This window comes from Luteibacter anthropi, assembly GCF_011759365.1.
GTDB classification, from domain to species: domain Bacteria; phylum Pseudomonadota; class Gammaproteobacteria; order Xanthomonadales; family Rhodanobacteraceae; genus Luteibacter; species Luteibacter anthropi.
The window spans coordinates 548,329-561,173 of the sequence record NZ_JAARLZ010000002.1; the positions used below are offsets into that span (position 1 = coordinate 548,329).

Genomic DNA, 12,845 nt, shown 5'->3' on the forward strand with positions numbered 1-12,845 from the left:
AGGCGCGCTCCTACAGGGGTGGTGTTAGCGGCTGAGCAGTTCCAGTTCTGCCACGGCTGCGGGGGCCGTGCCATCGAAGCTCAGGCGGTAGTGAGCGTAGGTGGAGGGCTTTTCTACCGTGAAGGCCCTCGTCTGGCGATGCCACGGGAAGACCTCGCCCTTGCGCTGGTCGAGTACCGTCCAGCGCTTGCCGTCGGTGGAACCTTCAAGCTTCCATGCCGACGGCGCGGTGGCGGTGGCTGGCGAGGTGATGGTGTACATCGCCACCGTGGCCGGAGCGGCGAGGCGATCGACGATCACTGCCTTGCCGGTGGGCAGCGCCAGCTCGGTCGACGAATCGTTGTCGACCGCGGCAGCGACGTCAGCAGAAGCCTTGCCGTCCAGCGTCACGTCCTCCTTGCGCAGGACATCGTGGAACGGTGCCGGCATGGCGCCATCGGCCGTGATCGACGGCGGCCGCGCATCGGCGCCGGTACCCCACGTGGACGGCTTCGGACCCATCACGAAATCCAGCGTCGCCCCCCTGGCCAGCAGCTCGTGCGGCAGTACCAGGCGGTTCCAGGGCTTTCCGTTCACCGTCAGCGACTGCACGTAGCGATTCGTATCGCTTACACCCGGGGCACGAATGTCGATCACCGCGCCCGTTTCCGTGCGGATGCTCATATGCGGGAAGTGTGGCGCGCCGATCACGTATTCCGGCGTACCCATGCGCAGCGGATAGAAACCGGCGGCACCGAACAGCCACCACGCCGACATCTCGCCGTTGTCCTCGTCGCCCGGATAACCCTGGCCGATCTCGCTGCCGACATAGAGGCGCGATACGGCGTCGCGCAGCTTGTCCTGCGTCTTCCACGGCTGGCCGGCCTCGTCGTACATCCAGATGATGTGGTGCGAGGGCTGGTTGGAATGACCGTACTGCCCCATGCGCACGTCGCGCGCTTCGAGCATCTCGTGGATCACGTCGCCGTAGTCGCCCACGTCGAACTTGCCCGGCGTGGAGAAGAAGGTGTCGAGCTTGGCGCCCAGCCCTTCACGGCCGCCGTAGAGTGCCGCCAGGCCTGCGCCATCCTGCGGTGCATGGAAGGCCATGTTCCAGGCGTTGGTCTCGGTGTAGTCACCGCCCCAGCGCAGCGGATTGAAATCCTTCGCATCCCAGCGCCACTTGCCGGCCGGGTCGCGCGCCACGAAGAAGCCGACGTCGCGGTCGAACAGGTTCACGTAGCCCAGCGCGCGGGCGCCATACCAGCGGGCGTCGTCGGCGTACGAGGCATAGTTGTCGCCGGTGGGCTTGTCCTTCGCCAGGGCTGCCGCGAGGTTGCCGATGGCGAAGTCGTTGATGTAGCCGTCCATCGACCACGAGAGGCCTTCGGCCACGTGATCGTCGGTGTAGCCGTTGAACAGCGAGCGCTCGATGCCCTTGCGGCCGGTGCCCTTGATATCGCTCACGGTGGACGCGTTGCGGATCGCCGACTGGTAGAACGACGACACGTCGAAGTTGCGTACGCCCTTCAGCCATGCATCGGCAAAGGCCACGTCGGAGCTGGTGCCCACCATGAGATCGGCATAACCCGGTGACGACCAGCGCGCGATCCAGCCACCATCGCGGTACTGCTGCACGAAGCCGTCGATCATCTTGCCCGCTTCGACCGGAGTGAGCAGCACGTAGGCCGGCCACGCCGTGCGATAGGTATCCCAGAAGCCGTTGTTGACGAAGGGCTTGCCGTCCAGCACGCGGGCGCCGGTCTGCGTGGGCGTATTTTCGCCCACGGCCGCCGAGAACGGGCTGGCGTACCGCCAGACCGGGGCGTCCTTCGTGCCGGTGTTTTCGTAGGCGTGGTTCGGGTACAGGAACACGCGGTACAGGTTGGAATACAGCGTGGTGAGTTCGTCCGGCGAGGCGCCTTCGACCTTGATGATGCCGAGCTGGTCGTCCCACGCCTTGCGGGCGCGCTCGCGCACGGTGTCGAAGCTGTCGTTTGCAGCGATTTCCTGCGCGAGGTTGGCCTTGGCCTGATCCACGCTGATGAGCGAGGTGGCGATGCGCATCGTCACGGTGCGGCTGTCGTGGCCTGACGTGTCGAAGCCGAACCAGGCAGACGCGGCGTCACGCTTTTCACCGGTCAGACGGCCGCTTTCCTTCACCGGGCGATCGAAGCTGGCGTAGAAGAACAGGCGCGTGGCACCCGTGGAGAGGTGACTCTTCACGTCCGACCAGCCTTGCAGCGCACGGCCCTCGGGGTCGAGCGTCACGGCCGCCTGGTCGTTGAGGTTGTCGAACACCAGCTGCGCGCGCTTGCCGGTAAAGGTAAAGCGAAACATCGCCGCGTGGTCGGTCGGCGTCATCTCGGTGACGATGCCGTTGTCGAAGCGCACGCGGTAGTAATCCGGATGCGCCAGCTCGGCATCGTGACCGAACGACAGGGCGCGCGTTTCGCGCTTCAGCGCCGGTGCGCCAGCAGCAACCTGGGCCGGCATGACCTGGAAGGTCTGGCGTTCACCCATCCACGGGCTGGGTTCGTGCGAAAGCTGGAAAGCCTCGATGCGCGGACGGTTATCCGGGCCGTTGCGATCCTGGTACTGGTAAAGCCAGTTGGAACCGGCGTTGGTCACCGGCGTCCAGAAATTGAAGCCGTGCGGCACGGCCACGGCAGGGAAGTTGTTGCCACGCGAGAAATTGGCGTTCGCGTTGGAGCCGCGACGAGTGTCCACATGATCCGTAGGCCGGTCGCTGGCCACCGTCGTGGCGGCACCGAGGCGCACATCGTCGATCCAGCCCTCGAAGGCCTTGCCCGCAGGGGCATCGGTCACGACCTCGATAGCCTTTACATGACGGCCCTTCGCTGCGGAAAGATCCACGCTCACGTAGTTCCACTGGTCCGGATACAGCACCCGGCCGGCGCCCTGCCCTGCGGCGGTCGCGGGTACGCGATGCTGGTCGGCCAGGTTCAGCGCGGAGAGCCGCGAGCCGTCGTCGAACACGAGATCGATGGAGACGTAATTGGCCGGATTGGACAGGTCGTCCTTCACCGAGCGCGGGAAGACAAGCCAGGAGAGCTGGGTGCCGGCCTCGATGGCCTGATTCACGCTGAACAGCTTCGCCGAGAGAGGGGCCCCGGTCGATGTGGCGGCGTAGCGCAGCGAATGCATGCCGGTGAAGCCGACATCTGCCTTGGCCGTGAGCACGACGTCCTGCGGCGGTCCACCGACCACGCTCAGGGACAGGCCACCCGAAGCGGCCTTCACGGGCGTCGGATCGCCCTTCTCGAAGGAAGAGGAGAAGCCACGATCTGCTGCCCATGCGCCCGCGGGCAGCAAGGCGACAGCCACTGCCAGGGCCAGCGCAGCCCGGCCCCATACCTGTTTCGATGCCTTCACCCCTGAACCCCTTCTCTCTTGGTCGATCCGTTCATTTAAATCGTTCTAAATTTGATATGTCAAACTGCGCCGCAACACGAAGCGCCGATTCACTCACGCCAGTAACGATCCTTCGGCCTGCGCCATTCGCGATGCACCCGAGGCGGCGCATCGGCGGGAAAATCGATGGCGACGGCACCGCTCTCGGCGGTAAGCAGCATCCGGGTGCCCGCCGCTTCGTGGCGCGCCCGCACATCGGGATGCGGATGACCGAAGCGATTGCGCCACCCCGCCGAGGCCACGGCGATAGCGGGCTTCACCGTTGCCAGCCAGACGGCGTCCGAGGAATGCCGGCTGCCGTGATGGGCCACGGTGGTCACCGTCGGGAGCGCCGAGGTCAGGGCACCCGGGTCCATCCGCCGCTCCGAACGGACACCGATATCGCCGGTGAGCAACAACCTGCCCCCCGCACCCTCGACGAGCAGTACGCACGAGCGTTCGTTGCCTTTGTCGGTAGAACCCGCGCCGGTGTCGACGTAGCGAAAATCCACGTCATCCCAGCGCCAGTGCACCCCAGGCACGCAAGGCTCCGATGCGAACGGCAGGCGCTCCGGCTCGCCGGACCATCGTCGTGCCGTGGGATACGCCGCGACGATGGCCGCTGCACCGCCTGCATGATCGTTATCGCCGTGACTCACCACCAGCGCATCGAGGGTGCCCAGGCCCAGCGCGGATATCGAAGGGAGCACGACGCCCTGCCCCGCGTCCCCGCCGGGCCACGATGGCCCGGCGTCGTAAACCAGCGTATGTGCCTGCGTCTGCACCAGCACAGCCAGCCCCTGGCCGACGTCGAGCACCCAGATGCGGAACGCGCCCTGCGCGGGCACCTCGTGACGCGGCATCGCGAGCGGCAGAAACAACGCCACGCCATACATGCGCAACGGTACGCCCCGGGGCACGAACAACCACGCCGCGCCCAGCGTCGCCAGCAACACCGTAAGCACACCGCTGTCGGCCACGGCAACGTGTGCGCCCGGCCACCGGGCCATGGCATCGAGCCATCCACCGACAAAGCCCATCGCCAGTGCGGCAAACTTCCAGGGCACCATTGCCAGCCAGGGCCACGGTGCGAGCAGGCAACCCAGCAGCGCCAGTGGCACGACGACGAAGCTGACCACGGGAGCTGCCACGAGATTTGCCGGAAACCCCAGCAACGAAGCCGTACCAAACAGCCATAACGACAAAGGCAACAAGGCGATGCTCATGGCCGCCTGCGCCTTGAGCATGGCTGCCACGCGGGAACGCCAGCCGCCGATGCTCCCGGACACGCAGAGCATCAGAAAGGCGACACCGGCAAAGGACAGCCAGAACCCCGCCGAAAGCACCGAGAGCGGATCGACCACGAGCATCGCCAGGGCAGCCAATGCAAGCAGATGGAATCCACGCCCGCGGCGGCGCGCGACACCGGCAAGGACGATGGCAAAGGCCATGAGCAGGCTGCGCACCGTGGGCAGGCCCAGCCCTGCAAACACACCATAGGTGCCGGCAACGACAAGACCTGCGAGCGCCTGCCCGACAGGCCTGGGAAGCAGGCCGGCCAGAACGGGAAGCAGCAGGTAGATCCAGCGCATCGCCGCGATGCCTCCGGCTGCCGCCACCCCCACATGAAAGCCGGAGATGGCGATGAGATGCGAGGTACCCGTCGCCCGCGCCGTGTTCCAGTCGGCCGCGTCCAGCCCACGGGTGTCGCCCAGGGCAAGTGCCTTGAGCATGCGCGCCTCGTGGGCGCCGACGGCGCGATCCAGCGCGTGTGACATGGTGTCCCGCCAGCCATCCACGCAGGTCGATACGGCTAGCCGGTGGTTCTCGCCCGACTCGCGCACGTAGCCCGTGGCAATGATGTTTCGTTGAAGCGCCGTACGTTCCATGTCGGCACCGCCAGGATTCACGCCGCCACGCGGGCGGCGCAGCCTCAGCAGCAGCCGCCAGCGTTCGCAGGGGGCCGGCGTATTGCCGCGTGGGCGATACCAGGTGACGCGGATGTTTCCTCGCAGGCGGGCTCCGGAGGCCTGGCGTGTGTCCACGCGAAACACGAACGTCCGATCCACGCCACGTTGTCGGGGCAGTTCTGCGAGATACCCTTCCACCGGTACATCAAGCCCCTCGGCCCCTGCCGCAAGGCGGGCATCCATGGCGCGCTGGCCATGAAAGGCGGCCCATGCCGCAAAGGCCAGCAGCAGCGTGACGTGACACGCCGGCGAATGACGCAGCCAGATGCACGCGGCAACGAAGAGGGCACACGCCACGAGCGCCACGGAGGGCCGGGGTAGCTGCGACAGCGACTGCACGGCCGTGCAACCGAGCAGTGCCACGATGGCAACGGATGGCAGGGAAAATGGCGGGCGTCGGATCACGCAGCCTGCAGCCAGAAGACGGGCTGGTCAGGCTAGTGTTTTCACGCCTCGCATTCGCCCGGACATCGATGCGGGCCATGCCCGCCACGGGTCGTCATCAGTGCCCGTCGTGGTGCCAGTTGCCTCCGTTGCCTCCATGCCAGCCGCCGGACGGACGCCCGCCGCCCCCATGCCAGCCTCCTGGCGGAGGACCATGCCCACCGCCACCGTGCCAACCGCCCGGCGGAGGGCCGTGACCGCCGCCTCGCCAGCCACCCGGCGGAGGACCGCGCCAGCCACCGCCATGCCAGCCTCCCGGCGGCGGCCGGCCATGCCAGTCACGGCCGTAATAGCCCGGATAGCGGTCGTGGTACCAGACGGTGCCGACACCGATCGTGGAATAGCAGCAGCCCGGCCCATAGCCGTAACCGTCGTAGTAGCCAAACCCCGGATCGACATAACCGGGAGAGACCACTGTCGTGGTTTCGGTGCCGTAGTAGGCATCCCCGCCCGTGCCGTTGCGTACATATCCGTAATCCGGATCGTAGTAACAACCCGCAAGCGGCAAGGTGGCCGCCAGAGCGATCAAGCACAGGGTGAGCCGGCGCATGGGACGATAACCAAGGTGTGAGAGGTTATGTCCTACGCTGCGCTTCGTCGGTTGAACACACGCTAAAAGGAAAGGGGCGCCCGTGCGCCCCTTTCCTTGCATTCAGGCTGAGCGTGTCAGCCCTTGTTCTTCTGCTGGTCGCCGCGCTCGTGCGCGCTGTTGGCGTAGCTGGCTTCGGGCGATGGCGTCTTCGGCGCCGGATTGGGCTCGTTGCCCGGCTCGCTGCCCGGATTGCCGTGGGCGTCTGCGCCGGGCCATGCCGGTGGTTGCCTGTCACGTTCGCGCTTGGCGTCGAGCAAGGCCTGGATGTGGGCCACGGCCTCTTCCTGGGTGATATGCGCCACAGGCGCTTCGGCCGGCTTGGCGCGTGGCTTCGTGCGCGGTGCGGCTGGACGGGTAACGAGCCCGGGAGCCGCACTGCGCTTCGTCACAGCCTTTGTAGGGGCCGTCTTTTTGGGCACGGCCTTCTTAGTGGCGGCCTTGGTCGGAGCAGTCTTTACCGCAGGCGTCTTCCTTGCCACGGCTTTTTTCGCCGCCACCTTGCGGGCTGGAGCCTTCTTCACCGCCGCCTTGCGAGTGGCGACCTTCTTCGCCGCGACCTTGCGTGCCGGCGATTTCTTCGCCACGGCCTTGCGTGCGGAGGTCTTCTTCGCCACCGCTTTCTTCGCCGCTGCCTTGCGCGGAGCAGCCTTGCGGGTGGCGGTCTTGCGAACGGCCGCCTTTTTCACGGCCTTGCGGGCGGCTGTCTTGCGGGCGGTTTTCTTCGTGGCCACCTTGCGGCTGGCAGCGGCTTTCTTTGCCGGGGCCTTTTTGGCGGCCGCCTTGCGTGCGGTCTTCTTCGTTGCCGTCTTGCGTGCCGCGGATGTTTTCGCGGCGGACTTTCGGGTCGTTGCCATGCGCTCATTCCTCCTGCGGTAATTGCGGACGCGAAGGCCCCCTCCGGGGAAAGTCGCGTGCATGCCGGACGAATGCGGCGAACCGCATTGCGCGCCGGGCAGTTGAATGATGTAACAGCTGTGGCCCGAAGTCACATAAAAGTGTCGGAAAAGTTCAGCTTCAGGCTCAGAAGAGTTGCGGTTGGGAGATGAGCGACAGGAAACGGGGGAGCACGGCCGGGTTCATCGCCACGGTGAAAAGCACGCCATAGAGCGCGCCCCACAGGTGTGCGCTGTGGTTCACGTTGTCGCCGCCGCGCTTGTCCATGTACACCGAATACACCACGAACAGGATCGCGTAGAGGATCGCCGGCATCGGGATCACGATGAGGTAGATCTTCGACCAGGGGCTCAGCATGATGAAGGCGAACAGGATCGCCGACACGGCGCCGGAAGCGCCCAGGCTGCGATATCCCGCATTGCGGCGGTTGGCGAGGTAGGACGGCAGGATCGAGAACACCAGCGCGCCGATGTAGAAGGTGAGAAAGCCCAGGGGGCCCATGGCCGCAGTGAAGAAGCCTTCCATGATCCGGCCGGCGAAATACAGCGAGAACATGTTGAAGAACAGGTGACCGCCGTCCGCGTGCACGAGGCCGTAGCTCACCAGCCGGTAATACTCGCGGCTGCGGCTCAGGGCCGGCGGCCACAGGATGAGGTCATCCATGAGGCGCTGGTTACGGAAAGCGATAATCGAGACCACACAGGTCACGAGGATGATGAGCAGCGTGATCATGCGTGAAACTGCGTCCTTACGCGTCTAGCCAGCGCGCATCTTGGCGGCTGCGCGGGCGGATGTCGATTCCCCGTGCCGGTGCCCCCGGGCATCCGGACGGCTATCATGTCCCGCCATCCCCCCCGCTCCTGGCGTCCCCCGATGTCCTCCATCCGCTACAAGCAGCTCGATGTCTTCGCCGCCCGCCACGGCGGCGGCAACCCCCTCGGCGTGGTCGTCGAGGCCGACGGCTGGTCCGACGCGCGCATGCAGCGCTTCGCCCACTGGACCAACCTGGTCGAGACCACGTTCCTGCTTCCCGCGCGCGAGCCGAAGGCCGACTATCGCGTACGTATCTTCACGCCCAGCAAGGAAATTCCCTTCGCCGGGCACCCCACGATCGGCAGTGCGCACGCCGCGCTGGACGCCGGCCTGATCCGGCCTGGTGCCGATGGCATCGTCTGGCAGGAGTGCGGTGCGGGCGTCCTGCCCATCCTCGTCGAGGGTGAGGGCCCGTCCCGCGAACTGTTCGTCCAGTCGCCGAAGGCGCGCATCGTGGGTGACGGCTCGTGCGGCGGCGAAACGCTGTCGTCGGTGCTGTATGGCGTGCGCCTGGGCACCCTGCCCCCGGCCTGCGTCGAGGGCGGACGCCGCTGGTGGGTCGCCGAATTTGCCAATGAAGCCGAACTGCGCGCCTGGCGCCCGGATCACGCAGCCATTCGTGGCCTCGCCCTGTCCACCGATACCCTGGGCCTGTGCGTCTTCGCCCGCTCGGCCGAAGGCCTCGCCGTGCGCGCGTTTCCCGCAGGCGTAGGCATCGTCGAAGACCCGGCCTCCGGCGCCGCCAACGGCCTCATCGCCGCCTACGTGGCCGCCCGCGATACCAGCGGCACGCTGTCACGCGGCTACATCGTGAGCCAGGGCCGCGAGGTGGGACACGATGCCCGCATCATCATCCGCATCGACGGTGAGGCGGTCTGGGTCGGCGGCCGCACCAACACGATCATCGACGGCACGGTGGACTGGCAGGACATCTGATCGTCGTTCCTGCGAACGCAGGAACCCAGCGCCCCGGTTCACCAGTAAACACCGCCACGTTGCATCGGCTTGTGTGTAGGTGACCCTCTCGCGACAATCGATTGCACCGCACTGGGTCCCTGCTTTCGCAGGGACGACGTGAGGGACAGGTGGGGAGCTGCAATCTCGCAACCCGTCGTTCCTGCGAATGCAGGAACCCAGCGCCCCGGTTCACCAGCAAACACCGCTACGCCTCATCGGCTTGTGTGTAGGTGGCACCGCCGCAAAAACCTATTGCACCGCACTGGGTCCCTGCTTACGCAGGGACGACGTGAGGGGTAGGTGGGGAGTTGCAATCTCGCAACCCGTCGTTCCTGCGAACGCAGGAACCCAGCGCCCCGGTTCACCAGTAAGCACCGCTGCGTTGCATCGGCTTGTGTGTAGGTGACCCTCTCGCGACAATCGATTGCACCGCACTGGGTCCCTGCTTTCGCAGGGACGACGTGAGGGGATAGGCGGGGAGTTGCAATCTCACAGCTCGTCGTTCCTGCGAACGCAGGAACCCAGCGCCCCAGTTCACCAGTAAACACCGCCACGTTGCATCGGCTTGTGTGTAGGGAGCCCTCTCGCGAAAATCCACCGCACCGCACTGGGTCCCTGTTTTCACAGGGACGACGTGAGGGGATAGGCGGGGTGTCGCAAACTGGCAACTTGCCGTTTCAACGCCAGGGTCAGCTGCTAGCGGACTCGTCCAACCTCAATGTAAGACACTTCGCCGCACCGCCGGATTTCATGTACTCGTCGAGGGCTACCTCGATCAGCATGAATCCGGCGGCTTCCAGTCGAGAGCGCAAACCCGGGCTCGCGCGATTCAGGATCACCACGCGCCCCAGGTTCACTGCATTGCACGCGAATTCCACCGCATCATGCTCCTGCACCGTGATACGCAATCCGGGCGGTACATGGCGCTCGATCAAGGCCAGCGACGCCGCATCGAAGGCGGCGGGGAAATACAGCGTGTACCCATCGGCCAGCGGACAGAAACAGGTATCCAGATGATAGAACCTCGGGTCCGCGAGTTTCAGCGGAAACACCTCGATATCCAGCCGTTTCGCCAATTCCGCGGCAGCGGCCAGGTCCGACCGGTGCCCGTGGCCCATCCATAGCCGCCGGCCCGTGCCCCGGTCGAACAGCGCATCGCCGGCGCCTTCGAAAAATACATCCTCGGGCAGCTCGACGATATCGAAACCATGCTGCACAAAGAATGCCTTGTCATGGGCCTCCTCACCCTGCCGCTGCGCATACCGGAAGCGGCTCGGCACGAAGCAGTTACCGAACACCAGCCCCGCGTTGGCGGCGAAAGTCATGTCCGGCAGGCCTTCGGTCGGAGGCTGCACGACCACGTCGGCATGCCGGGCGATGGTCTCGCGCAAGGCGTCCCACTGGCGTTGCGATCGTTCGCTGGTGGTGTCGTGGACATGACCCGTCATCCATGGATTGATGACGTAACTGACCTCGAAATATGTCGGTGCGCACATCAGCACGCGCGGTACGGTGCGCTCGAAGATCGGGGGGGTCGGTTCTGCCATGGACGCCAGCTCGCCTTGATGGGGAACGAAGCCCCATCATGGCAGAAAGCCTGCGTGGGTCGTCAGTGCAGGCGTTCGACGATGGCCGAGACCGTGTCACTGGAAAAATGCAGTTCCTTCAGCGCCTCGCGCAGGGCATCGCGGGAGTTGACCTCGCTTTCCACCTGCTCGCCCACGCTGCTGGGCGATACGTGCACGAAGGTCTTGCCATCCTGATAGGCGATGCCTTCGTCGTGGATGTTCTGCCGGGTCAGCACCTTGAAGGTGCCGTCGCCCGATTCACGGACCGTCACCGAACGGCCTTCGTGCTGTCCCTCGTACACTGTTTTCCAGCTTGCCGACATGTTTGCTACCTGCGCAGCCGCACGACATCGTGCGTCCCGGATTCTGGCTGACGCAGGTTAAGGTTCGCGTGAAGACCGGATATGGCTCACACCGCCTGCCCTGCGGCGTTGCCCGAGGCCCAGGCCCACTGGAAGTTGTAGCCCCCCAGATGGCCGGTGACATCGAGCACTTCGCCCACGAAATACAACCCGGGCTGGCGCCTGGACATCATCGTGGACGACGATACCTCATCGGTATCCACGCCCCCCAGCGTGACCTCTGCCGTGCGATAGCCTTCGGTGCCGCTGGCCACCACGGGCCAGTCGGCCAGTTGTGCGCCGATCTCCCGCAGTTCGGCATCGCGGAACTGACGCATCGGCCGGTTCTGCAACCAGATTTCGCACAGGCGCTCGGCGAGCCGGCGCGGCAGGAGGCCTGAAAGCACGGTCTTCAGCTCGGCAGCGGGTCGCTCCGCGCGGCCGGCAAGCAGGGCATCACCGGCATCGATGCCGGGGAGCAGGTCCAGGCGCAGGTCGGCGCCCGGCTCCCAGTACGAGGACACCTGGAGGATCGAGGGCCCGCTGAGGCCGCGATGGGTGAAAAGCATGGCATCGCGGAATGACGCTTCGCCCACCCGGGCCTCCACCGGCAGGGCTACGCCGGACAGCCCGTCGAAGCGCTCCTGGTGCTTGCCACTGAGGGTCAACGGCACCAGTCCGGCCCGCACGGGCAGTACCGCATGGCCGAACTGCCTGGCGATCTCGTAGCCGAAGCCCGTGGCACCCAGGCTGGGGATGGAGAGCCCGCCCGTGGCGACCACCAGCGACTGGCAGCGCACATGGCCCAGTGCGGTATCGGCACCGAAGCCGGTATCCGTCGCACGCAGGCGTGACACGGCGCATCCCGTCTCCACACGGACGCCTGCCGAGGCACATTCATCCAGCAGCATGCGCACGATCAGCTTGGACGATTCGTCGCAGAACAGCTGTCCGGGCGACTTTTCATGCCATTTGATCTTGTGACGGTCGACCATGGCGATGAAGTCCCACGGCGTATAGCGGGCCAGGGCCGACTTGCAGAAATGCCGGTTTGCCGAGAGAAAATTGGCCGGGGTGGTGTTGGTGTTGGTGAAATTGCAGCGGCCACCGCCGGACATCAGGATCTTCTTCCCCGCCCGGTTCGCGTGGTCCACCACCAGCACGCGCCGGCCACGCCGGCCGGCCACGATGGCCGTCATCAGGCCCGCCGCACCGGCGCCGATGACGAGGACGTCGTATTCCATGGGGAAATCCAGCAAAGCAAACGCATATGGTAGCGCCGTCGCGTAAACTTGTCGGCCGGCCCACTCCAAGGAATCGTCCCCATGCCCTCCTTCGACATCGTCTCGGAAGTCGACAAGCACGAGCTGACCAACGCCGTCGACCAGGCCAATCGTGAGCTTTCCAACCGCTTCGACCTGCGCGGCACCGGCGCGAAGTTCGAGCTGGAAGAGAACGTCATCACCCAGAAGGCCGAAACCGAATTCCACCTGACCCAGATGCTGCCCATCCTGCGCGCCCGCCTGTCGGCCCGGCAGATCGACCTGCGTGCGCTCGACGAGGGCAAGGTGGAGACCAACCTCGCCGAGGCCCGGCAGAAGATCACCGTCAAGCAGGGCATCGAGCAGGCGGTTGCCAAGAAGATCATCGCGAAGATCAAGGAAGCCAAGCTGAAGGTCGAGGCGCAGATCAACGGCGAGAAGGTGCGCGTCACGGGCAAGAAGCGCGACGACCTGCAGGACGCCATCGCCCTGCTGCGCAAGGCCGATGTGGAAGTGCCGCTGCAGTTCGAGAATTTCCGCGACTGATCGTTCGCGCAAGCGCAACGGCACGCCGCCCTTGTAGGAGCGCGCCCTGCGCGCGACCGGTTGTC

The 12,845-nt window shown here is 65.7% G+C and carries 10 protein-coding genes; 2 read left to right on the forward strand and 8 right to left on the reverse strand.

Going from position 1 to position 12,845, the window contains the following annotated elements:
- Window positions 1-24 precede the first annotated feature (24 nt).
- From HBF25_RS05055 to HBF25_RS05075, 5 genes are all read right to left on the reverse strand, one after another.
- Entirely contained in the window at window positions 25-3,375 is a 3,351-nt protein-coding gene (locus HBF25_RS05055) for a GH92 family glycosyl hydrolase (RefSeq protein ID WP_341778040.1), read from the reverse strand.
- Between the two features lie 89 nt (window positions 3,376-3,464).
- Window positions 3,465-5,768: a DNA internalization-related competence protein ComEC/Rec2 gene (locus HBF25_RS05060; protein ID WP_341778041.1), complete on the reverse strand. Its 2,304-nt coding sequence runs from the start codon at window positions 5,766-5,768 to the stop codon at window positions 3,465-3,467.
- Window positions 5,769-5,865: 97 nt separating this feature from the next.
- A complete protein-coding gene (locus tag HBF25_RS05065) occupies window positions 5,866-6,357 on the reverse strand; it encodes a hypothetical protein (RefSeq protein WP_166946843.1) in 492 nt (163 codons plus the stop codon).
- Between the two features lie 116 nt (window positions 6,358-6,473).
- The gene (locus HBF25_RS05070; protein WP_166946844.1) at window positions 6,474-7,253 is read right to left on the reverse strand and encodes a histone H1-like repetitive region-containing protein; all 780 of its coding nucleotides are present in this window, start codon (window positions 7,251-7,253) and stop codon (window positions 6,474-6,476) included.
- A 166-nt stretch (window positions 7,254-7,419) separates the two neighbouring features.
- The gene (locus HBF25_RS05075; RefSeq protein WP_166946845.1) at window positions 7,420-8,025 is read right to left on the reverse strand and encodes a rhomboid family intramembrane serine protease; all 606 of its coding nucleotides are present in this window, start codon (window positions 8,023-8,025) and stop codon (window positions 7,420-7,422) included.
- A gap of 141 nt (window positions 8,026-8,166) precedes the next feature.
- On the opposite strand from HBF25_RS05075, the gene HBF25_RS05080 reads away from it, so the two are divergent.
- A complete protein-coding gene (locus HBF25_RS05080) occupies window positions 8,167-9,042 on the forward strand; it encodes a PhzF family phenazine biosynthesis protein (protein WP_166946940.1) in 876 nt (291 codons plus the stop codon).
- 710 nt (window positions 9,043-9,752) lie between these two features.
- Here HBF25_RS05080 and HBF25_RS05085 read toward each other — a convergent pair.
- From HBF25_RS05085 to HBF25_RS05095, 3 genes are all read right to left on the reverse strand, one after another.
- Window positions 9,753-10,610 (reverse strand): dimethylarginine dimethylaminohydrolase family protein, encoded by an 858-nt coding sequence (locus HBF25_RS05085; RefSeq protein ID WP_166946846.1) that lies wholly within the window; start codon window positions 10,608-10,610, stop codon window positions 9,753-9,755.
- A 62-nt stretch (window positions 10,611-10,672) separates the two neighbouring features.
- A complete protein-coding gene (locus tag HBF25_RS05090; RefSeq protein WP_166946847.1) occupies window positions 10,673-10,954 on the reverse strand; it encodes a hypothetical protein in 282 nt (93 codons plus the stop codon).
- Between the two features lie 86 nt (window positions 10,955-11,040).
- Window positions 11,041-12,216: a BaiN/RdsA family NAD(P)/FAD-dependent oxidoreductase gene (locus HBF25_RS05095; RefSeq protein WP_166946848.1), complete on the reverse strand. Its 1,176-nt coding sequence runs from the start codon at window positions 12,214-12,216 to the stop codon at window positions 11,041-11,043.
- A gap of 81 nt (window positions 12,217-12,297) precedes the next feature.
- On the opposite strand from HBF25_RS05095, the gene HBF25_RS05100 reads away from it, so the two are divergent.
- Window positions 12,298-12,780 (forward strand): YajQ family cyclic di-GMP-binding protein, encoded by a 483-nt coding sequence (locus HBF25_RS05100; protein WP_166946849.1) that lies wholly within the window; start codon window positions 12,298-12,300, stop codon window positions 12,778-12,780.
- Window positions 12,781-12,845 lie beyond the last annotated feature (65 nt).

Bases quoted from the DNA above. Each gene is read 5' to 3' on its own strand.
- HBF25_RS05065 (WP_166946843.1), bottom strand. From the start codon at position 6,357: ATGCGCCGGCTCACCCTGTGCTTGATCGCTCTGGCGGCCACCTTGCCG.
- HBF25_RS05070 (WP_166946844.1), bottom strand. From the start codon at position 7,253: ATGGCAACGACCCGAAAGTCCGCCGCGAAAACATCCGCGGCACGCAAG.
- HBF25_RS05075 (WP_166946845.1), bottom strand. From the start codon at position 8,025: ATGATCACGCTGCTCATCATCCTCGTGACCTGTGTGGTCTCGATTATC.
- HBF25_RS05080 (WP_166946940.1), top strand. From the start codon at position 8,167: ATGTCCTCCATCCGCTACAAGCAGCTCGATGTCTTCGCCGCCCGCCAC.
- HBF25_RS05085 (WP_166946846.1), bottom strand. From the start codon at position 10,610: ATGGCAGAACCGACCCCCCCGATCTTCGAGCGCACCGTACCGCGCGTG.
- HBF25_RS05090 (WP_166946847.1), bottom strand. From the start codon at position 10,954: ATGTCGGCAAGCTGGAAAACAGTGTACGAGGGACAGCACGAAGGCCGT.
- HBF25_RS05095 (WP_166946848.1), bottom strand. From the start codon at position 12,216: ATGGAATACGACGTCCTCGTCATCGGCGCCGGTGCGGCGGGCCTGATG.
- HBF25_RS05100 (WP_166946849.1), top strand. From the start codon at position 12,298: ATGCCCTCCTTCGACATCGTCTCGGAAGTCGACAAGCACGAGCTGACC.